We start from the raw sequence: 19,939 nt of genomic DNA, 5'->3' as shown, positions 1-19,939 counted from the left end.
GGCAAAGACTCGTGCCAACCGGTACGGGTGGATCACCGAAGGCGACTGCCTCGCCTCGTCACGCATCACTCCCCCTTTGTTGGGTTCGATTCCTTTGCACCGGGATGCATGGCATCCACGTCCTGCGTGCTGACGCCGGCGCGTGATTCTCCACGCAGCGCGCCCGAGGACATCCAGGCGTGCAGCGATACCAGGGCGACCGGCCCATCTGCAGCCCCAAGCCTGATGTCGAACCGATGCTGACCGGGCCCCAGCCCATAGAGGGAGCGCGACGCCAGCGCAACGCGTCTGCCGTCGGTGTCGATACCACCGATGATCAGTCGACGTAGCGAGCGGTCAGCTGCCGGCATGTCGATGGTTACGGTGGCAACGTCCGCGCCCCTTCCTTCAACCGCACTGCCCTCACCTGCCTGTCGTGCGGCCGCCAGCGCCGGCACGCTCAGCGTCAATCCAGGCGCCTGTGGCGGTTGGGGGAGGTCTTCGCGCCGGCTGTTCGCGCCCGGTGTCTGCGCATTGAATACCCAGAAGCCGCCATTCCATGGCCAATGGCCGATGGTCTGCGCACCGGAGGCGGGATCCGACCCGTGCAACTTGTCCGGAATCGCATTGTCGGGGTCCACGGTGATCTTGAACTCATAGGGAGTGCCGGCGTCGCTACCGCCCAGGTTTGCCGTATCCCAAAGTACGTCGACGTTGGCGATGCCGCGCGGCGCAATGGTGATCGGCTTTGAACGAGCGAACTCGACATAGCCCTCTTCGCGTCCAGAAGCCGATTCGGGTCCGCCGCGCCTGTCGGCACCCGGCGCCCTTGCGCGATAGGCGAAGGCGACGACGACCTTCTGCGCAGCTGTATCGAGAGAGTAGTTGTGCACCGGCACCACGACCCGGACCTTGGTTCCTGCATCCACGCCACCCAGCAGCGGCGGGTACTCGCCGGTCACATCGTCCGGCAACGCTTCGGTGAGCGTCAGTCCGCGCAACCGGAAGTACTCATCCTGCGGCGCCAGTGTCCACGCGCCTTGGGTCGGGTCGTAGGCCATGCGCCATGGCAGGTTGAGGGCGGGATCCGGCCGGCCGCCATAAGTGGATTTCCACCACTGCGATCCGCCGGACGAGCGGAGGAAGTCGGTGCCATGCGCGACCTTGATGCCGCCATTGCCGGTGACATAGATCAGTGTCTGGTAGTGGTAGGCCCGTGAGGCAATTCCGGGCACGTCCGGCTGATCGAGGGTGATTCCCCGCGAGTTGCGCATCGTACGCTGCGCGACCACGCTGCTTTCCCAGTTCGAAGCGTCAGACAGGCTGACCGTGCCTTCGTAGTTGGCGCTGCCGCTGAACATGCGCACGTCAGCTGACGCCCGGAATCCGGTGGTGATGTCGATGCTCCTGCTGAGCGAATACGAGAAGGACTTCTCGCTGCTGGAGCCCGATTCCCTTGTGTAGTCGAGGCTGAACGTCTGCGCATTGCCGTCGAAGGCGCGTGCGATTGGGCTGTTGAGCGGCTTTCCCGCCACCTCGACGGTCTTCCCCGCCTCATCACGAAAACTGAACGTGCCGATGTCGGTGGCGAACAGACCCTGTGTCGGGATCTCCGGATAGCTGGTGGCGTTGTAGTTCTGGTGCGACGGGTTGTACCAGTCGTAGTTCAGGCCGCCACCGCTGTACTCCATCAATTGCCCGGGGATGACAATGTCGTAGAACGGGAACCGGCCCGAGCGCTCCCGGTTCACGCCGTAAACGGGGTAGCGCCATATATCGATCAGCCGCATGTTGAATACCAGGTGGTCATCCTGGGTGGTGGTGGCAGCCTTCTGGGTGGTGATCGACTGGTAGGCGCTGTTGAGCGTGCGCTCCATGCTGTTTGTCTCGAACGAAGCCGCCGTTCTTACCGAGAGCGACGTCTCGAAGTTGGCAATGTTCATGAAGCCGCCACCGACGGTGCTGCCCACGGTCTGGGTAAGGCCGCCACCGAACCGGGACGAGCTGGAGCTGGTTGATGTCTCGGTGAGCGTGCTGTCTGCGCTGTCGCGCAAGGTGACACTGAACGCCGATGGCCCGAAGCCGCCAAGGAGGTTGATGATCTTGTAGGGAGAATCACCACCGGGGTCAGGCAGCGCATCGACGTGGCGCGGTGGCATGCCGACCACATACTGAGGATCGATCATGTCCTGGATGGTGATGTGGGCTGGATTTCCCAGATACAGGGAATCGCCGCCGCGATCATAGGCGATGATCGGCACCCCGAAGACCAGGCCGCTGCTCGCGTAGTTGGGCATGCGGTGGCGATACACCGGATCAAGTGCGAACGACGCGTTGTTGACGCGGGCGACAACGATCTCCGGCAGGATGCGCCCGGGTTGATCACCCCGCTGGGGCAGCGCCACCGCCAACTGGTGCCGCGGATCGATGCCATCGTTCTTGAGGCCGATGAAATTGCCTGCCGCGACCATCGGACCCAATCCCGCGGTTTCGACCGGCGATCGATCCGACGAGAACTGGGCTTCCGGCCCGACATGGAAGAACGGCGGCGAGCCATCACGGACCTGCAGTACGCGTCCCATTACCCGGGCATCGGGTCCTACGTAGGCGATCGCCAGCTGCCGCTGGAAGAACGGGTCACTTGCCGGACTGGCTGTCCTGGGGTCGAACTGGAACAGGCCAGTGGCGAGATCGGCGTAGGAGTTGCCGGCGACAGGTCCGATCAGGGTCTTCGCCTTCGGAGGCCCGATCTGTTCCAGCTTCGCCGGGTCGAAATAGGCCAATGACAGCATCTGGTCGATGCCGCCGTCGCGCTGGGCGAGATAGCTCACGATGAACTGCTCATTGCCTCGACCAACGAAGTCCGCAGAGGCGAGCCCGATCGAGCTCGGGCGGCCGCTGGGGACATCGTACGCATAGGAGGTACCGACTCGCTGCAGGGTGTGCTTGCTGCCGTCGCTCGAACAGCGGTACGCCGCCAGGCGGATGCGGCCGGCGCCTGGGCCAGCAGACGAATCGGCAGCAGTGACGATCTGCAGGGTGCCGTCATTCATGTAGTCCCCCAGCGTCACCGCGACGTCGCCGGTGGGCGCCTCATCGGCCGGGCCGACATAGGACGCAGCCACTTCAAGTCCACCTTGTGAACCCGCGCCTGGCTTCCAGAGGATCACGTCAACCTGCAGTCGCTGCTGCAGGTTGGCATAGGCGGCAACGATCATCTGCTGGGGCTGTTCATCCTGGTTGGGGCGCCGCAGGATCTCCCCGACCGCCAGATCGAAATTTCGACCCACCGTGCTGGTGGACGGATTGGGAAAGGACAGCGTTACGCGTTGACCATCGTTGATCTTCAGCGGGCTTGTATAGACGGTGATGCCGAAGTTGGTCATGCACACCGCCTGCTCGAAATCGGGCGTGGATACACGGCCATGGGCAAGGCGTCGCCGCTGTGACTGCTGGCATGAATCTCCCGGCTGCAGCTTCTGCGCCGACACGCTCCACTGGGTGAGCCCTGCGTTGGCTGCGGCGTAGTCGAACAGGTCGCTGTAGAGTGATGAGTTCTGGCTCGCCAGCACTCCGACGGTGCTGACCGGAAACATCGTCAGTCGCTTGGGATTGGTGATGGGATCCACCTCACCTGGGCGCACGTCAGCAGTGTTTGCCCGGTGCACGTGTGTTGCTTGCTTTGCCGCCGCAACGTTGGCAAGCACTGCCGCGGTCAGGCACATCGCAACAAGCGCACGCGTCAACGCTGGACAAGTGGGATTGCGCCCCCTTGCGGCGGCCATGCCTGGCGCATGGCGATCGGAGGCATCGACACGTTCCCGATTCCGTTCGTCGCCAAAGTGACCCCACATCATGATGCTCTCCCTGCCGTTCGAAGACCGACCTCATTGCTTCCGGCACATCAGCGCGGTGTAGTACGGCGCCTGCACCGCACTGTCGGACGGCTGACCGGTAACCGGCTCCGTCCTGGTGTCGACGATGCTGAAATCGCCCTTGGACGCATAGCCGCTTGCGCAGCAGCCGCTGGCGCCTGCGATGTCATGGCCGCTGAACGGAATCTTTCCCTGCACGCCATGCACGTGGCTGCGCACTTCGCTTGGATCCAGCGGCTTTCCGCCGAACTGGTAGTAGGGCGTGCCATTGTCGGGGAGCGCGACGATATAGCGCCCCGCAACCGAATTTTCCACTTCCCACGAAGTTGGACACATGGTCTGTGCCATGAAGGTCATCAGACCTGACGGGATGGCCGAGCCATCGCCATTGGAGGTCTTGATGCAGAGGCCGTATTGGGCGTAAGGCAAGTCGCCGCTCGCCTCCTCGGAGGCACCGCTGACCGAATAGTCCCCGGAATCACCCAGGCTGCCGTTGCAGCAACCGCCTATCAGCACGAAGTTCTTCGATGGAAGATTGATTTTGCCGTTGATGCGCTGGTGCCTGTGCGCCGGAGGCTTCTTTCCATCGAGCGCATCTCCGGCAAAGCCGCCGACACCGGCGCCCAGGGGCGCAGGCACCACAAAGCGTCCCTTGGCACCATCGACCGACGTCCAGCCTTCTGGGCATGTGCCGGCAAAATAGGCCTGAGTGAAGAATGGCATGGCATCCGCTGCTGCAACGATCTGCGGCGCGGATGCGTACAGGAGCAAAGCTGCGAGCAGCGGGGCCGGGGTTGGACGGAAAAGACGACGCGTGGTAGCCATGTCGCACCTTTTGAGTGAGCGTGAGGCGAAAGCGATCGCGGCCAGGCATGTACTGGACCCGGGGCCGCAGCACGGCGCTTGGTGCTGGAATCACAGCTTGACGGAGGGGTCAATCGACCTTGCAGGCAAGCAATTGAACGAACGGAAGCGCAGATGTCGACTCGTCGGTTTCCAGATCCGCAGAGTGCTCTCCCTTGCGGGTCGATTGGCTGTTGCAGCAACTGCTGGCGGCCGATATCGAATGCTCGTTCAGATTGGCTGATACCTTCGCCTTGTGCTTGTGTCTGCGATCTTCGCGGTCTGCCAGCGCCTTTCCCGAGGTCGACCCGATCGCACCTGTATCGTTGGCCACCAGCAGCATCCTGCCATTCGCATTGGTGAGCCTGCTGCTACCTGCCGGGCAGGCAGTTCCGGACATGAAGAAAATCATGTTTTTCGGCAAGTCCGCCAGGGCCGTGCCTTCAAATCCCAGCAAGGCGACCATGCCGACGGCCAGCATTCCAAAGGTTCGCGTGCGCATCCCCTGCCCCCTTCGCATTTGGACGTAAGTACAAGCCTGAAATTCTTGTCACGCCAATCGTGCAGTCCCGCCTCTGCATGCGGCCCGTTCGTTGAATCCAGGCCAGCGGGCGAACCTTGCATTCGCTCCTGCAGTTGCGGCGAATTATGATCCTATAATCGCCAGATATCGTGCGCGACGTCGCAAAAGTAGAAAGTGCAGATAATCCATCGGATCCCGGAGTGCCGCCAGGGATAATGGTCAATTATTTGACGCGACCACCTCTGCGGGCGTGGCCGCCCACTCGCTTCATTCTCGAACACCCCGCGCTGTCTGCGGTTCTACGACGTCGCCTGCGCCTGCAGGGTGAACACCCAGCAGGCGGGTCGGCTGGCATGGAGATTCTCGGGCTTCCACACCCGCTGCCATGGACATCAAGGCGTGACTGGGTGCTTCTCAACCATGTTTGCTGCTGGCGGCGGCACTGCGGGTGAACTGACGAATTCATAGCGCGTGAGCAACCAGGCGTGATCGGCAGCCAGGGAGGCTCTTGCCTGTGCCTCCCGATCGATGACGCTGACCAGATTGCCCGTTATCCGCAACAGTGTCTCGGTGTCCACGCGGAAGGGTGAAACGTCGCCGACGTAGATGTCACCGATGTAGTTGAGCTTGCCCGCCTCGATCGTGAAGCTGACGGCTTGGGGCTCGGGAATGGCCATGCCCTGCTGCCCCATGCCGATCCAGCCGATGTAGTAGCGGCCAGCCTTGATGGGACGGGTCTTCAGTCCCGTTGCGCAGGTGGCCACAGAGTTGAACCGGTACGGCCCCCAGAAGCCGGCCGACGTATTGCCAGACAGGTAAAGCTGCACGAAGTTGATCTGATCTGCGCAGGTGACCGAAGTGACCAGAATCCCTTCGTCCGGCTTGAGCTTCTTCGATTCCTTCATGTTCTCGATGCCCGCGCTGGCCGCAGTGGACAGCATCAACAGCACTGCCGCCGCGATGATTCGCTTCATCTGCCTGGTTCCGTTGGAATGCCGGGTGAAATACGCGGTCACCGCATCTGCAGCGGCGGAGCGAGGTAGGCGTTGCATTTTTCGCCGCAGGTGCTCAGCTCCGCTTCGAGCGCGTCGCTGGAGGGTGCGCCTGGCGCAGGAGTGGCCAGCTGGCTTCGGAACGGATACCGCGCAAGCAGCCATCCCTGCCTCTCTTCCAGCAGTCGCCGTGATTCGACTTCGCGGTTGCGTACCGACACCCAGCGGTCGCTGTCGCCGATGTGGCTGTACAGCCCGAACACGATGATCTCGCCGATATAGGTGATCACGCCGGGCTGGACGTCGAAAGCGAGTGCGTCATCTTCCTTCACCGAACCCATGAAGCCGTAGCCATGCTCGGTAAGGTGGCCAACGTAGTGCCGCCCTGCCTTCATCCGCAATGACACCAGCCCTGCCTTGCAGCCCACATCGAAGTCACTGTGCCTCTCGGCAAATGCACCTCTGGAATCGGCGCCACCGGGAAAAAGAGTGATGTAGTTGATGTTGCTCTGGCAGTTCATCGACATCACCACCATGCCCTCGTCGGGCGCGAGCGGGACATCCGGCTTTGCCAGGTAGGAGGTGCATCCGTTGACGAGCAGCGCGCAGAGCGTTGCGGCCGCGATGGAAGTCCATTTCATCTGCGTAGTCCCCTTTTCCGAGCGAGCATAGCGCCAGCGCTGCACGACCGCTACAGGGCATCGAACGGCCCGTGCGTGATGCGTCACGTTAATCCCCTGTGCGCATCCTGCGGCCGGCGCTCGCCCGGGTAGCGGCGACGCCATTACCAGCTCTTCTTTTCATGCAGAGGTGCCCTGATCTGACAGGAGCCCAGTGCTTGCGCGCAGTCACACCTTCGCACTTTGGGCGTTGACCTGCCGGCGTCAACAAATGACGCTAACGACACCGCGACAGCGTTCGTAACGCCCTTCAGCGGTCGAGATTCCAGGCACCACCGGCCACGGCCGGATCGCATCCCCCGTCCCTGTCACCGCATCGTCCTTCACACGGAAAGGCCTGGCCTGCCGTGGTGGACGGCTGCGCCTTGCCCACATCCATGGAGATCCGCAATGCGCCTTGCCACGTTCTTGCTTGCCCTTGCTTTCAGCGCCTTTGCCGGCGCAGCACACGCCCAGGTCGTGACCCTCAACAAGGGAGGGTTCGTATTGACCTATGACTGCAGCATCCACAGTGCGACCCGGTACGAATACACACTGGTGGCGGACACCGGTTCGGCCGCACGTCCGTCCAGCTTCTACAGGGACCCGGACCTGCCGGCAGGTTGCCTCGGCCAGACCAGTACGTCCTCCTATGCCAGCGTGCAGTCCGGCTATGACCGGGGCCATCTGGTGACGTCCAACCATATGGACTACGACGCCACTTACATCCGCCGCGCCAACTACATGACCAACATCGTGCCGCAGGTGTCCAGCTTCAATCAGGGCATCTGGGTCAAGGCCGAGAATGTCGCTGAGTGCTATCGGGACATTGCCCCCGTCGACGTCTATGGCGGCGTTGTCTATGGCGATGCGTCCAATGACTATTTCCTGGCCAGCCACGGCATTCCGACCCCGGAATTCTTCTGGAAGACGATCATCACCAAGGATCCGAACACCGGCACCGCCAAAGCCATCAGCTGGATCATTCCCAACGAAACGGGCCTGGGCAGCCTGGACAGCTACCTGGTCACCATCGCGGATCTGGAAGAACTGCTGGGCGCCAGCTACGTGGCGATCAATGCGCCGGCCTCGCTGAAGAACATGCTGCCCAGCACCAGCTGGCCGCTGCCGAGCGGATGCGATCTGGGCTGAGCGATCACGGGCAGCGATCCCCTGCCTGTCGCGCTGCGTCGACCTGCAACACCCAGGTTTCCAGTGCGGCACCATCGCGCATGTCGCCTGCGTAACGGCAATCAGGCAGCAGGGCTTCATTGAATCCCCGCGCGCGACCGCGGAACACCTTCATCGGGATGGAAATGCGCGCCAGGCCGCTGGGAAGCGGCTCTGGCCTTACATCCATGTAGACCGTATCGGCGGACGTTTCGACGCCCACCTGGATCGCCCCGAGCTGCTTCCACAGATCCAGTGCATCCAGGCAGGCGGAGCCGCAGGAGGCATCGGCAACGACCACTACATTGCGCCGTGGCCGCGCCGGTGTATCTACAGCAGCCGGTGGGGAAGCAGCATCCGGTGGGCGTGGCGCATGCCAGAGCGGCTCGCCCTTGGCCAGCGCCTGGGCCATGCCTGCGGTGACCGTGTCGAGCATCGACAGCATTTCAGCTGCTGCATCGGGCGAGGCCTTCAGCGTTGCCTGGAATGCCTGCAACTGGGCCAGATTCGCCTTGGAAGCGCGCCACTCGACCCAGGTGTGGTCGCCGATGGTGTCGACACGCTCCCTGCCCCAGACCAGGCGCGCAAGCTCGAGACTCCATTGCGAGGCGCCGCCGCTGTTGCCGCGCACATCCAGCACCACCACCGGCGCTTGCCGCAATGCATCGGACTGGCCAGCAAGCGTCTGCAGCAGCCGAGTCAATTCCTTGAAATTGCTTTTGGTGGGATCGGCATTGAAGCTGCTGGTGGTGATCCAGTAGCCACCGCCGGGCATCCTGCGCATGCCATTGGCTGGCCGGAAGCTGCGACGGGTATCGGCCAGGCGTGGTGCAAGTGCTGCGGCATCGATGGGCTTCCACACCAGCGGATAGTCCACCATTCGCCCCTGCACGAGGAAGGTGCACATGCGTGGCGTGGCAATGAAGGGATTGCCCTGATCCAGCAATACTTCGCCGCCTGCATGGATTCGGCTGGCCTGCAGGTTCCAGCGCCCGCTGAAGTCACCCACGCGTTGCCGCGCCAGCACCTGCGCGTCCACGCCATCGCATGAGGCCAGCGTAGCGCCCAGAGGAGGCAGCGCGACGCCCTCCTCGGCGGTCATGACGATCTGCGCGTCGCCATCGAAACCGGTCAGGAATCCCGGCCAACGGATCGCCAGCTGCGGGGCGCCTGCCATGGCATTCAGGCTGACATGGCCATCGTTGAAGGTCGCTGCGTAGCCTTTCAGTGTCCACCAGTACCCGGCATGGCTGTCGACCTTGGCGGCGCGGGAGCGTGCCTGCGCCAGCGCTGCATCGAGCTGTGGCACGAAGCCGGGATTGCGCGCGTCGAACATGCCCGGATGGCTGTCACGCAAGGCCGCATCGATGGCCGCAAGATCGCCGGACAACCGCACGGACCATGTCTCGTCCTGCGCATCAACGGCGGGCGCCGCCAGAAGAGCGCCGATCAACAACCAATCCAATGACATGCGTGCATTCCTTAGCGATCACCTGGGCTCCATCATCACACGCCGCAGGCTGGCCCAGTCCGTGCGGCGTGATCCAATGCGCAGCTTCCCCTACGCACGCCTCGGCAGCAGATAAGGGACGGCAAACAGGTACAGCCCGGTGAACAACTGCAGGAACAACGGCGGCAGTGGCGAGTAGGTGATCCAGGCGGGTGGCTCGCCCTGCCCCGCCCAGCGCCCCACGAAGTTGGCGATTACCGCCAAAGTGAAGATGATCGAGGTCCAGCGGTGCACGGGGCGCGCCCAGCCACCAGCCCTCATTGCGGGTTCCTCGTGGGACGCTCGATCATCTTCCAGCCATTCCCGGACGGATCGCGGAACCCCGCATCCACCGCACCGAAGCGTTCCACCGGCTCCTGGGTGAATTCCACGCCACGCGCCAACAGTCGTTCGTAGCTGGCCCGGCAATCGTCCACTGCCAGTACCAGCGGTGGCATCGCGCCCTTGGCCACCATCTGCTGCAGGGTCAGTGCAGTGGCGGCATCGTGTACCGGCGGCCCCGGCTTGAACAGGCCCAGCTGGAAGCCGTTCTTGTCGCCGGAGTGCACCGTCAGCCAGCGATAGTCGCCGCTGCCCACGTCGGTGTGCACCTGGAAGCCGAGCACGTCGACATAGAAATCGAGCGCCGCGTCCTGGTCGTGCACATACAGCCCAACCACATTCACCATGCCAGTCATAGGATTCTCCCTCAGGTGGGATCTACGCTAACAAGGCTGCCGCGACGGCGCTTCTCCAAAACTGCGATCTTCAGATCCGGGCGCTGCGCGGCACGGGCGTGGCACTCCGGTACAGGGCCCTGCGCCGGAGCGTCGGTACGTTCACGGCTGCGGATGGCGCCCGGGCTGTCGCCGGTGATGTCGCGGAAGATCCGGCCGAAGGTGCCCAGGCTGGTCCAGCCAGTCTGCAGCGCGATCTCGGTGATCGGCAGATCGGTATCGCGCAGCAGAGCGACGGCGCGCTCGATGCGTCGACTGAGCAAGTAGCGATGCGGCGGCACTCCGAAGGCATCCTTGAAGGAGCGCGCGAAATGGGCCGAAGAGACCGCACTGACCTGCGCCAGCCGGGCCACCGGCCAGTCTTCGTGGCTGGCCCGGTCCATATGGTCCTTGGCGCGCAGCAGGCGGCGCAGCAGTTCGGGGCTCTGGGACATGCGCCCAGCGTAGCGCAGAAGACGGTGGCGCTTCCGATGGGCGGCGGGCAATGGGATACTGCGCCTGCCGGGACCAGCCTGATGCCCCCCCGGCCCTCAATTTCAAGGATGACCCCGATGCGCAGGATGCACTTCGTCGGCACGCTGTTGAGCGTGACCTGTCTTTCCGCTTCGCCCGCCTGGGCTGCGGAAGACCCCGATTCACTGGCCCTGTGCGAGCAGGTGGCGCAACTGATGGACGCCGACGATTTCAAGGCGCTGGATGCCATGGCCGAGCGCTTCCGCAAGGGTGAGCGCAATGCCAGTGGCTATTCCAACCTCGGCCGTTTCTACATCTGCATGTCGCGCCGCATCGGCACTGCGCATCAGGACGTACAGCAGTGGAATGACTGGACCGCGTGGGCCGCACGCTGGATTCGGCAATCACCGCGCTCTCCGTCGGCCCACCTGGCCGCCGCGCGCGTTCCGCTCAACCTCGCCTGGAGCTTCCGTGGTGATGGTTATGCGAACGAGGTGGGCGCGCAGGACTGGCAGCAGTTCAACGAGTACAACGCGGTGGCAGCAGCCTATATGCAGGAGCATAAGGCGATCGCCAAGCGCGACCCCTACTGGTATGAAATGTCCATCCTGATCGCGTTGCGGCAGGGGGTGGACGAAGCAGCGTTCATGACGCTGTTCGACGAAGGCAGCAAGCTCTTTCCCGACCATGACCCGCTGTATCTGATCGCGATCCAGCGCTTCACCCCGCACTGGCATGGCGATGCGCAGCAGATGGAAGCCTTCGCGCGGCATGCCATCACGCGCACATCCAAGCGTCGCCGCGCCAGCCTGTATGCGCGCATGTACGCGTCGGTCAGCGAGGGCGTGTCAGGGCAGCGGCTGTTCCAGAACTCGGCAGTCGAGTGGCCGCTGATGCGACAGGGGTGGCAGGACATCCTGGCCGAGTACCCCACTGCATGGAACCTGGAGGCCGCCGCCCGCCATGCCTGCCTCAGCAGTGACGTGCCCGCCGCGAAAGGTTGGCAGCGCCAGTTGCTGGCCAGACAAGGCATTGGCGAACCTTACCTGGGCATGGTCGTCGACTCGGCCGAGCGCCAATGCCTGCCCGAGGGCTCCTTTGCACGATGATCGCGCCCGGCGCACAGCCGGGCCATGTGCGCGTCAGCGCGGCATGGCCCGCGCGGCCTGCTCCTGTACGGCCTGCTCCTGCTCCTGTTGCCGGGCATCTTGCTGCACAGCACTGGAGTGCCGGGGCGCGTCCTGCAGCTGGCGCAGCTGATCTTCGACCGGCATGGCCACCGCCTGCGCGGTCTCGGTGCGGGCGATCTGACGATCCGCAGCGTGCGGCTGACCCTGCACCGCAAATGCATAGCGGCCATCGTCGCTGAGCACGGCCTCGTCAATCCGCTGCAGACCCTTGTCCTTTGCCGCGACCAGCAGCGCCATGCCCAGGCGTTCGCTCATCTCATCGGGCTGTCGCCCCATGGCCTGGTCAAGGCTGCCCACCGCGCCCTGGCTCTGCAGCCACAGGCCATGGTCCGGGCTTGCGGCGTGCCGCGGGTCCTGACGCGGCAGCAGCGGTGACGGCGCCGCAAGCGACTGCAGGTGCTCGCCCTGCACGCCCGCGTCGATCTTCTGCAGATCCTTGCCGCCCGCTGCGGCGATGTGGAACATGCGTTCGGCCATGCCGTAGGTGGATTGCCCCTGGTTGCGTGCCAGCGCCAGGGCGAAGGCGTCCACATCCTGCTGCGGATTGCCGCTGCCGTCCCCTGCAAGCACCTGCCACGACGGACCCAGCATCGGGTTGTCCTTGACCATCGATTGGGTGCGCTCCATCAGTGTGCGCATCTGGTCCTCGCTGAAGCTCAGAGTATTCAGCTCGCCCGCCTTTACCGGCCCACGATCACCTGCTGGGTCACCGGACAGCGCCGCGTTGACCATCCCGGCAATCTGTTCACCCTGCGCATGCCCCCGCAGGTCGAAGGTGAACTCGTAACGGCGCTGCGCCGTATCCTCCTGGCCGTCGGCACCGTAAGCGCTGACCCGGGCTGCCGGCAGATTGCCGTTGTACTGCACGCTGCGCACTTCGGTGCGGCTGCCATCTTCGCGGCTGACCTGCACTACGTCACCGCTGTTGCGGGCACCTGCCAGATCCACGCCGAACGTGTCGCCGTAGCCGACTTTCAGCCGGGTCTGCGAACTCACGCCCAGCCGCTCGACCGTAGCCAGATCCTGTACGCCCGGGGTCTGGCTGCTCAACGTGCCGTTGTCGATGAACTGTTCATAGGCCTGACGGCCTTCGGGTTGATCCAGATCGAAGGTGGCGGTGCGGACGGCAGAGTGACCGAGCGCGTCCTGGCGGCCGGCAATCGCGCTGAACCGGCCAGCGTTGAATCCCATGCCGTTGAAGGCTTCGACCGCCTCGTTCGGCCCGGTGGTGACCCGCACCCGTCCATCTTCCAGGCGATCCACACGGTAGCTGCCACCGCTCGCCTCGGTCGTCTGGCTCTGCATGGCGATGTTGCGGAAACTGCCTTCCAGCGCGGTACCCGTGAACTGCTGACCATCCAGGGTGACGCTGCCTCCTTTGGGAATGGTCTGCGGATCGAACGGATTGACGCGGGTGGGATCGACGTCCACCGCGTCGCTGGGCAGGCTGACCCTGTAGCGCGCGCGTACACCCGTGCTGCTGGTGTCCTGGAAGCCGGCACCCTTCACGCTTGCGCCGACCACCGACTCCATCGTGAGCAGGTAGTCCCTGCCGCCATCGGCTGTCGGGCTGCCGGCCATGCTCAGCGACGTGCCCTGGAACTGCGATGCAAGACTGGACGCAGCGCGCTTCTGCTCAGCGCCCACTTTCAGCGCGCCGTCGCCCTCGTTCAACGTGACCGAGTAACCCGCGGCGGCAGCGCGGACCTCGCTGTTTGCCGAGGTATACGTCGGATCGAACGATGCCGTGGCGGCATCGCGCGGCGCGTCCGGAGTTGCGCCTTCCTTGCTGGTCTGGGCATTCATGCCGTGACCTCCTTGAACAGAGACATGCTGATTATAGAGCGCAGGGTGCGCAGCACGTTCACATCGTGCCGCAGCCGCATCCACGATAGTGATGACCATCTCACTCCCCGCCGAGGGTTCATGCCCTACTCCCTCGCCCGCCCGCAGCGATGGCTCCACTACGGGCGCAGGTTGCTGCCTTACCTGCTGGGCCTGTATCTGCTGTATCTGCTTGCGGGGAACATTTTTCTCAATACACCGCTGTTCGATCAGGTCACCAATCGCAAACCGCACAAGTTCGTGATGACAACCGGCCCTGCGATCACGCTGCTGCCAGGACACGTCATCGCCTGGAACGTGCAGATGCGCGGCCACGTCAATCACACGGTGTATGTGCTGCGCGCGGACCGCGCCAGTGCCCGACTGGCGCTGTTGCCGCTGTTCCACCGCGAGGTGCGCGTGCCGTCGCTGCACGCCACCGGTGTGGCCGCAGAGATCGCGCGCGTGGATGAGGCCATTCCCTCTCCCCCACGCGGTGATCGTGGCTGGACCTTGCGATTCGATGCGATCCATAGCGACAGCATCCGCAGTTTCCGCGCCGGCAAGCTGCTGATCGTCGGCCAGGGCAGCGGCACGGTCGGCTTCGTCAAGCAGCTGCGTGGTGGGCCCTCGGAACTACTGGGCTCGGAAGTGGCTTTCGCTGATGCCGATGTCAGCTTCGACGGCACCCAGCTGCTCGGCGACATGCAGTTGAAGACGCAGTTCTCCTATCCGCGCCACTATCGCGATCAGGCACCGGGGTTGGCGAAGCTGGGTCTGCTGCATGCAGCGCTGGAGGTGCAGGCGCGCAGCCAGGGGCTGCGGCTGGATACGGACACCCAGCTACCCTCGATTGCCAGCGCCGCCGTGCCGGGGCACTTGCAGGCCTCGATCACCCTTGATCAAGGCACACTGCAGCCAGGCAGCCATGCCGTCTGGCGGATTCCATTGCAGGTGGGCGCCGGCGCGCCGGATCGCGGAACGCTGGCGGTGCAGCTGGACGCCGCCCGCGATATCCGCTTGCAGGCGCGATTGCCGCAGCGCGACGGCACCGGCGCCGCACTGGACGCGGACCTGATCATCGCCGGGCGGCACATTCCATTTGCCGAACCCAGCGATGTACTGGCGCGCACGTCTGGCACGGTCAAGGGCGAATGGACCTTCACCTCGCTCAACTGGATCCCCGCGCTGTTCGTGCAGAAGCCCTGGTTCCAGCTGCAGGGCGGCGGCGTCCTGCGCGCGGACCTGCGCCTGCAGGACGGAGAGCTGGCTGCTGGCAGCAGCGTCGACATCCCTGCGGCGCGGGCGGTGGCCGAGGTGGCCGGCGTGCACATGCAGGGAACGGCCAGCGCCCATGGACAGCTGCAGGCCGGAACGCCGACGCGCGCCGTGTTGGCAGTGAAGCTTCCCACGTTCAATGCCCGTGCGGGCGGCGCCAAAGGCGCCACATTGTTCGATGGGCGTGATCTGGCGCTGACACTGACGGGTGATGGCCGCCTGCGCGAACTGCGCAAGGGCGTACGTGCGCAGCTGCGCTTCGATGACGCGACCATTCCAGACCTCACCGCCTACAACCGCTACCTGGGCACGGGCCAGGTGCGGCTGCTGGGAGGTGCTGGCCAGGTAAGCGGCGACGTTCAACTTGATACCCAAGGCCGGGTCGGCAACGGCAGTGTCCGTCTGCGCAGTCAGCGCGCCCGCCTGCAGATAGCGGGGCTTGACCTGCAGGGCGACGCGCGCGTCGATGGCAGGCTGCAGCGCGGCGACTTCAGCCAGCGCCGGTTCGATCTCGGCGGAAGCGTGATCGAGCTGCGCAACGTGCAGGTGGGTGACCAGCAGCGACCACAACCGTGGTGGGGCCGTGTCACCGTCGCCCGCGGTGACATCGATGCGCAGTCACCCTTCCAGGTGGATGCGCGTGCGGACCTTGCAATGCGCGACGCGGGCCCGCTGCTGGCGCTGTTTGCCGAGCGCAGCGACTACCCGCGCTGGGCGTTGTCCCTGCTCGATTCCGGCCAGGTGGATGCGCATACCCGACTGCGCTGGCGCGCCGGGCATCTGGTGCTGGATGGACTGCAGGCGGAAAACGAGCGCCTTTCGCTACGTGCGCGGTTGGATCTGCTGGATCAGCGCAAGCGCGGCGACCTGTACCTGCGCTGGGGCCTGCTGGGCGCCGGCATCGAACTGGATGGCCAGCGCCGTCAATGGCATCTGGCTGGCGCGCGGGAGTGGTTCGAGGGTCGGCCTGCGCTGCTGCCCGGTGCCGCAGCGGCCAGCAACGGCGGTACGGCCGACTGAACCGAAGGCTGCATCCAGTCGCGACGCGTTTACGTACAACGCACTACCGCAGTCCGCAGTTGTGCTGGAGGAGATACACCATGAACGTCCGCAGGCAGGCAGTTGGTCTTCTGGGCTGGGCCATCGTCACTTTTCTGGCCGCGGCGCTGGGCGCGCGCGCCTCCATCTCTGCAGCGGAGTTCTACGCAGGCCTCGCGTTGCCGACATGGGCGCCGCCTGCCAGCGTGTTTGGCCCGGTGTGGACGCTGCTCTACGCGCTGATGGCGCTGGCAGCGTGGCTGGTCTGGCGTCAGGGAGGATGGCGCGCGACCACGCCTGCGCTGGCGCTCTACCTGCTGCAGCTGGCCCTCAATGTGCTGTGGAGCTGGCTGTTCTTCGGCTGGAAACAGGGCGCGTTGGCATTCGCTGACATCCTGCTGTTGCTGGCGCTGATCGTGGCCACGATGGTGGCCTTCCATCGGGTGCGCCCGCTGGCGGCGTGGCTGCTGCTGCCCTACCTGGTCTGGGTGGCATTTGCCAGCGCGCTCAACTTCGCCGTGTGGCAGGCCAATCCAGCCGTGCTCTAGCCGGACACGGCTTACAGAGCGTGTGACCCCTGACGCCACTGACGCAGCACGCTTCCCTTGAAGGCCTGCTCGCCGCAGCCGGTCGGACAACGCAGCACGCGTGCAACAGAGGTACTGACCAGTCCGTCGCCTTCCTGCGCCTTGAACACCACTTCGCAGGACAGGCAGCGCGCCACCAGCGAATAGAGATGGACGATGCGACCACTACCGGGATCCTGCAGTGCGTTGATATCCAACAGGTCGAAACGGCCGTTGTCAGGCGCGGGGCGCGATGGGCGAAGCGGAGAGAACGATGTCTGCAGATTCACGTCGATACATCACAGAAGAGTGAGCGACGACTGTAGTGCGCGCGATGTGCAGCAGATGTGCAGCGCATTCCTCAGGTCCTGGTCGCAGCACCCAGTCGATTGATCTCCGCGCATTCCAGCACCGGTGGCGGGTCAGGCATCGTCGCCAGAACGATCATCGCGCGACCGATGGCCTCGTTGCTGGTCACCAGCGACGGCGCGATGCGACCGGCCGCAGCCATCAACGGGCCGCCGAAGCGGTACAGCGGTTTCAACGCGGCGTGGCGGGTACCGGTTCCCGCCACCGGGCGCACCCCGGCAGGACGCAGCATGACGGTGCGTACAGGGAGCTGCTCCAATGCAGTTTCGGTCTCGCCCTTGATGCGCAGCGGCATGATCCGGCTGTGTGGATTGGCGTGGGCACCCGAGACGTACAGGAACCGGCCGTCTGGATTCGCCTCTGCCCATGCTGCAGCTACAGCCAGGGTGGCATCGAGCGTGACCTTCCGATACTCATCCTCGGCAGTGCCGACCGGTGGTGCGCCGGCGCAATAGAAACAGGCGTCGAATCCGTCCAGCTGCGGTCGCACATCGCGGGCATGCTGGAAATCCGCCAGCACGATCTGCTCGATCCGCGCGTCGAGCCCGGCCGTGCTGCGGACCAGGGCAGCCATCCGCGCCACCTGTGGCGATGCGAGACAGGCACGGGCAACGCCCTGCCCGACCAGCCCAGTCGCGCCGGTCAGCAGAATCCGTAGTGGGCGTGTTTCGTGCATGTGTGGACCTTGAAGCAGCCTAGAGTTTGACGAAGCGCTGGATCTTCCGCGCCAGCCAACCACTGAACACCAACGGCGCGTCCAGCGCGGAAACGCAGATGCACGGTACACCAGGCGCCGTTACCGGCTGGTGCTCGACGTCCTCGTCCAGGTCTGCAACATCGCCCGGTGCGAACAGCCCGAGCGCATCATTGTAGGAGCCCCGCAGGATCTGCGTCAGTTCGCTGCGACCGTGGCTGTGCATCGGCAGGCATTTGCCCGGCGCGATCTTCAGCATGATCAGCGAAGGCATCTGCTCGGCGCGGATGCAATGCACACCGGGAGCCATCCAGCGCCAGTGCAGCCTTCCCAACGAATCGCCGAAGTAAGGATGCAGCGACTTCGGCAGATGATCCGGGTCAGCCTCGGGCCGTTCCGGCGGCATCGACCGCAGCGGGTTCGGCACCATCCCGGCCGGCACCTCACCAAGCTGCGCGAGCATCGCGTCGCGCAGCCCCGCCAGCCTCCCCTCACCCGCCGACGGCTGGGTCTGCTCCAGCAGTGCGGCACCGATGGCCTCTGCCTCGCGCAGGCGCTGGCGGCAATGGGGGCACTGTTCCAGATGGGTGCCGGCGACAATGCTCAACGGCGTCGGCAGGGCGCCGGCGGCGTAGCTCATCAGCGTCGACTCATGCAGATGGTGGTGCGGGTTCATGGTGCGCCCCCCACCTTCGACTGCAACTGCAGAAACGCCCTTCGCAGGTGCGATTTGACCGTGCCCAGCGGCATGCCCAGCGCCTGTGCGATCTCGCTGTGGCTCTTGGCCTCGAAGTAGGACATCCGCACCAGGCGCGCCTGCGTGGCCGGCAGTTCGTTGATGCGCTGGCGCAGGCGGGCATGGTCGGCAAACTGCTCGGCGCTGCTGCGCTCGCTGACATCTCCGGCAGCAGCGTCCTCCACCGCCTCCTGTACCTGCATCCAGCTGCGCTCGCGGCGCACCCGGTCGATGTGCAGGTTGCGGCCGATGCGGTACAGCCAGGTGCTCAATGCACCCTGCGCAGGATCGAATTCGGCCGCGCGCAGCCAAAGCCGCAGCAGGCACTCCTGAGCCAGCTCTTCGGCCACCGACGCGGGCGCACCAAGGCCGCGCAGATAAATGCAAAGGCGCGGCATGAAATGGTCGTAGATGCGCATGAAACAGTCGCGATCGCGCAGCCGGGCGACGCCGTCCATCTCGCCATTCCAGTTCGTCGGCTCGTTGCTGGGCTGCTGTGAACTGGACACGATCCGGGCGGTGTCGAAGGAAAGAGAGGGGCTGGCGGGAGGACGGTACATCGGCGGGGGCAGCCGTTGGGTGAAGAGGAGTCCTCCCCTCTACGCATGGCGGAGCCGGTTGGATGCACTCCGGATGGGAGCCGCCTGCATCCAGCCGGCTCCGGCGTGCGTACAGCCTGACAAGCCTCCCATGGATCGCCCCGATGCGTGTTGCCTGGTTGCTGATGTTCACACCCTGCGCCGTCGGCGCGGCGCCGCTGTTGCGCTCGGAGGGCGTTGCCACCCTGCCCAATGGAACCACCGCCTACCGCGAAGTGCATTGGCAGCGCGGGGCCGGCGATGGCAGCGAGCGCTGGGTGGAGTACCTGTGCCCTGCCGGCCAACCTTTCGCCCGCAAGCAGATGCGTGCCGCTGTGCGGGCCCAGGCGCGGGGCTATGTGCTGCAGGACGCCCGCAGCGGCCAGGCGGCCCGTGTGCTGGTCGACCGCGATGGAGTGCGGGTTGACTGGAAGGAAGACGCGTCGGCCCCTTCACGAACAAAGCAGCTGCCCCTGCCGGCGGATGCGGTGATCGATGCCGGTTTCGATGCGGCCGTGCGGGGCCACTGGCAAACCCTGCTGAGCGGAACGCCGGTCAGCCTGCCGTTCCTGGTGCCCGGCCGGCAGCGCTTCTACCCCGTGCAGGTGCAGTACCGGGGCCCCGTGCTCTGGCAGGGGCTTGCCGCCCACGCGGTGGACGTCCGCCTTGACACCTGGTTCGGCGCGGTGGCCCCGCGTCTGTCGCTGGTGTACGCCGATGCCGATCGCCGCCTGCTGGAATTCCGTGGCACCAGCAACCTGCGCGATACGCGTGGCGACTATCCGCAGGTGACCGTGCGCTTTGCCGCCGCCGCCAGCGAGCAGCCGGAGCAACGCTGGCGCGATGAACTGCAGCGACCGCTGGTATCGAGCTGCGTTGTTACGACCAAGTGAAAACGCAGTCGAATGCAATCGTCTGCATCCAACCGGCACCACAACACGTAGAG

Annotated in this window: 19 protein-coding genes; 5 read left to right on the top strand and 14 right to left on the bottom strand. The window is 64.8% G+C overall.

Annotated features, from left to right (window positions below; genetic code table 11):
* Nucleotides 1-65: 65 nt before the first annotated feature.
* The 5 genes from HUT07_RS09035 to HUT07_RS09015 form a co-directional block, all read right to left on the bottom strand.
* On the bottom strand, nt 66-3,836 hold the full coding sequence (locus HUT07_RS09035; protein WP_176020669.1) for a hypothetical protein: 3,771 nt from the start codon (nt 3,834-3,836) through the stop codon (nt 66-68).
* A 30-nt stretch (nt 3,837-3,866) separates the two neighbouring features.
* Complete coding sequence (locus tag HUT07_RS09030; protein ID WP_176020668.1) at nt 3,867-4,679, bottom strand: hypothetical protein; 813 nt, start codon at nt 4,677-4,679, stop codon at nt 3,867-3,869.
* A 109-nt stretch (nt 4,680-4,788) separates the two neighbouring features.
* A complete protein-coding gene (locus HUT07_RS09025; RefSeq protein ID WP_176020667.1) occupies nt 4,789-5,199 on the bottom strand; it encodes a hypothetical protein in 411 nt (136 codons plus the stop codon).
* A 413-nt stretch (nt 5,200-5,612) separates the two neighbouring features.
* Nucleotides 5,613-6,194, bottom strand: a complete 582-nt coding sequence (locus tag HUT07_RS09020) for a hypothetical protein (protein ID WP_176020666.1) — start codon at nt 6,192-6,194, stop codon at nt 5,613-5,615.
* Between the two features lie 38 nt (nt 6,195-6,232).
* A complete protein-coding gene (locus tag HUT07_RS09015; protein ID WP_176020665.1) occupies nt 6,233-6,898 on the bottom strand; it encodes a hypothetical protein in 666 nt (221 codons plus the stop codon).
* 384 nt (nt 6,899-7,282) lie between these two features.
* On the opposite strand from HUT07_RS09015, the gene HUT07_RS09010 reads away from it, so the two are divergent.
* A complete protein-coding gene (locus HUT07_RS09010; RefSeq protein WP_176020664.1) occupies nt 7,283-8,023 on the top strand; it encodes a DNA/RNA non-specific endonuclease in 741 nt (246 codons plus the stop codon).
* Between the two features lie 4 nt (nt 8,024-8,027).
* Here the strand turns inward: HUT07_RS09010 and HUT07_RS09005 are convergent, their stop codons facing one another.
* The 4 genes from HUT07_RS09005 to HUT07_RS08990 all read right to left on the bottom strand — a co-directional run bounded on the left by HUT07_RS09005 (nt 8,028) and on the right by HUT07_RS08990 (nt 10,701).
* Entirely contained in the window at nt 8,028-9,512 is a 1,485-nt protein-coding gene (locus HUT07_RS09005) for a hypothetical protein (RefSeq protein WP_176020663.1), read from the bottom strand.
* A gap of 90 nt (nt 9,513-9,602) precedes the next feature.
* The gene (locus HUT07_RS09000; protein ID WP_176020662.1) at nt 9,603-9,812 is read right to left on the bottom strand and encodes a hypothetical protein; all 210 of its coding nucleotides are present in this window, start codon (nt 9,810-9,812) and stop codon (nt 9,603-9,605) included.
* The gene (locus tag HUT07_RS08995) at nt 9,809-10,228 is read right to left on the bottom strand and encodes a VOC family protein (protein WP_176020661.1); all 420 of its coding nucleotides are present in this window, start codon (nt 10,226-10,228) and stop codon (nt 9,809-9,811) included. Before HUT07_RS08995 ends, HUT07_RS09000 begins: the two co-directional genes overlap by 4 nt.
* A gap of 11 nt (nt 10,229-10,239) precedes the next feature.
* Nucleotides 10,240-10,701 carry an AraC family transcriptional regulator gene (locus HUT07_RS08990; RefSeq protein ID WP_176020660.1) on the bottom strand — a complete coding sequence of 154 codons (462 nt, stop codon included), beginning with the start codon at nt 10,699-10,701 and terminating at the stop codon, nt 10,240-10,242.
* A 117-nt stretch (nt 10,702-10,818) separates the two neighbouring features.
* Here HUT07_RS08990 and HUT07_RS08985 point away from each other — a divergent pair, with 117 nt between their 5' ends.
* Nucleotides 10,819-11,829 (top strand): DUF4034 domain-containing protein, encoded by a 1,011-nt coding sequence (locus HUT07_RS08985; RefSeq protein ID WP_176020659.1) that lies wholly within the window; start codon nt 10,819-10,821, stop codon nt 11,827-11,829.
* A 33-nt stretch (nt 11,830-11,862) separates the two neighbouring features.
* Here HUT07_RS08985 and HUT07_RS08980 read toward each other — a convergent pair whose 3' ends face one another.
* Nucleotides 11,863-13,716 (bottom strand): XVIPCD domain-containing protein, encoded by a 1,854-nt coding sequence (locus tag HUT07_RS08980; RefSeq protein ID WP_176020658.1) that lies wholly within the window; start codon nt 13,714-13,716, stop codon nt 11,863-11,865.
* A 120-nt stretch (nt 13,717-13,836) separates the two neighbouring features.
* Here HUT07_RS08980 and HUT07_RS08975 point away from each other — a divergent pair, with 120 nt between their 5' ends.
* Together HUT07_RS08975 and HUT07_RS08970 are read left to right on the top strand one after the other, a co-directional pair.
* Nucleotides 13,837-16,032 (top strand): hypothetical protein, encoded by a 2,196-nt coding sequence (locus HUT07_RS08975; protein WP_176020657.1) that lies wholly within the window; start codon nt 13,837-13,839, stop codon nt 16,030-16,032.
* A gap of 80 nt (nt 16,033-16,112) precedes the next feature.
* On the top strand, nt 16,113-16,598 hold the full coding sequence (locus HUT07_RS08970; protein ID WP_176020656.1) for a TspO/MBR family protein: 486 nt from the start codon (nt 16,113-16,115) through the stop codon (nt 16,596-16,598).
* Between the two features lie 11 nt (nt 16,599-16,609).
* Here HUT07_RS08970 and HUT07_RS08965 read toward each other — a convergent pair whose 3' ends face one another.
* The 4 genes from HUT07_RS08965 to HUT07_RS08950 form a co-directional block, all read right to left on the bottom strand.
* Nucleotides 16,610-16,906 carry a hypothetical protein gene (locus HUT07_RS08965; protein WP_176020655.1) on the bottom strand — a complete coding sequence of 99 codons (297 nt, stop codon included), beginning with the start codon at nt 16,904-16,906 and terminating at the stop codon, nt 16,610-16,612.
* A 71-nt stretch (nt 16,907-16,977) separates the two neighbouring features.
* Complete coding sequence (locus HUT07_RS08960) at nt 16,978-17,661, bottom strand: NAD(P)H-binding protein (protein ID WP_176020654.1); 684 nt, start codon at nt 17,659-17,661, stop codon at nt 16,978-16,980.
* Between the two features lie 19 nt (nt 17,662-17,680).
* Complete coding sequence (locus HUT07_RS08955) at nt 17,681-18,355, bottom strand: ChrR family anti-sigma-E factor (protein WP_176020653.1); 675 nt, start codon at nt 18,353-18,355, stop codon at nt 17,681-17,683.
* Nucleotides 18,352-18,975, bottom strand: a complete 624-nt coding sequence (locus HUT07_RS08950) for a sigma-70 family RNA polymerase sigma factor (protein WP_176020652.1) — start codon at nt 18,973-18,975, stop codon at nt 18,352-18,354. Before HUT07_RS08950 ends, HUT07_RS08955 begins: the two co-directional genes overlap by 4 nt.
* A gap of 143 nt (nt 18,976-19,118) precedes the next feature.
* Between HUT07_RS08950 and HUT07_RS08945 the strand changes: the two genes are divergently transcribed.
* Nucleotides 19,119-19,886: a hypothetical protein gene (locus tag HUT07_RS08945; protein ID WP_176020651.1), complete on the top strand. Its 768-nt coding sequence runs from the start codon at nt 19,119-19,121 to the stop codon at nt 19,884-19,886.
* The last annotated feature ends 53 nt before the right edge of the window (nt 19,887-19,939 follow it).

Origin of the sequence: Stenotrophomonas sp. NA06056 (assembly GCF_013364355.1) — a bacterium.
Taxonomy (GTDB): domain Bacteria; phylum Pseudomonadota; class Gammaproteobacteria; order Xanthomonadales; family Xanthomonadaceae; genus Stenotrophomonas.
The sequence above is the reverse complement of the archived record's forward strand: the minus strand, read 5'-3'. Positions and strand labels throughout refer to the sequence as shown.

Coding starts and splice junctions, on each gene's coding strand:
- HUT07_RS09020 (WP_176020666.1), bottom strand. CDS start 6,194: ATGAAGCGAATCATCGCGGCGGCAGTGCTGTTGATGCTGTCCACTGCG.
- HUT07_RS08945 (WP_176020651.1), top strand. CDS start 19,119: ATGCGTGTTGCCTGGTTGCTGATGTTCACACCCTGCGCCGTCGGCGCG.
- HUT07_RS08970 (WP_176020656.1), top strand. CDS start 16,113: ATGAACGTCCGCAGGCAGGCAGTTGGTCTTCTGGGCTGGGCCATCGTC.
- HUT07_RS09000 (WP_176020662.1), bottom strand. CDS start 9,812: ATGAGGGCTGGTGGCTGGGCGCGCCCCGTGCACCGCTGGACCTCGATC.
- HUT07_RS08980 (WP_176020658.1), bottom strand. CDS start 13,716: ATGAATGCCCAGACCAGCAAGGAAGGCGCAACTCCGGACGCGCCGCGC.
- HUT07_RS08960 (WP_176020654.1), bottom strand. CDS start 17,661: ATGCACGAAACACGCCCACTACGGATTCTGCTGACCGGCGCGACTGGG.
- HUT07_RS09030 (WP_176020668.1), bottom strand. CDS start 4,679: ATGGCTACCACGCGTCGTCTTTTCCGTCCAACCCCGGCCCCGCTGCTC.
- HUT07_RS09035 (WP_176020669.1), bottom strand. CDS start 3,836: ATGATGTGGGGTCACTTTGGCGACGAACGGAATCGGGAACGTGTCGAT.
- HUT07_RS08985 (WP_176020659.1), top strand. CDS start 10,819: ATGCGCAGGATGCACTTCGTCGGCACGCTGTTGAGCGTGACCTGTCTT.
- HUT07_RS09005 (WP_176020663.1), bottom strand. CDS start 9,512: ATGTCATTGGATTGGTTGTTGATCGGCGCTCTTCTGGCGGCGCCCGCC.
- HUT07_RS08950 (WP_176020652.1), bottom strand. CDS start 18,975: ATGTACCGTCCTCCCGCCAGCCCCTCTCTTTCCTTCGACACCGCCCGG.
- HUT07_RS08995 (WP_176020661.1), bottom strand. CDS start 10,228: ATGACTGGCATGGTGAATGTGGTTGGGCTGTATGTGCACGACCAGGAC.
- HUT07_RS08990 (WP_176020660.1), bottom strand. CDS start 10,701: ATGTCCCAGAGCCCCGAACTGCTGCGCCGCCTGCTGCGCGCCAAGGAC.
- HUT07_RS09025 (WP_176020667.1), bottom strand. CDS start 5,199: ATGCGCACGCGAACCTTTGGAATGCTGGCCGTCGGCATGGTCGCCTTG.
- HUT07_RS09010 (WP_176020664.1), top strand. CDS start 7,283: ATGCGCCTTGCCACGTTCTTGCTTGCCCTTGCTTTCAGCGCCTTTGCC.
- HUT07_RS08955 (WP_176020653.1), bottom strand. CDS start 18,355: ATGAACCCGCACCACCATCTGCATGAGTCGACGCTGATGAGCTACGCC.
- HUT07_RS08975 (WP_176020657.1), top strand. CDS start 13,837: ATGCCCTACTCCCTCGCCCGCCCGCAGCGATGGCTCCACTACGGGCGC.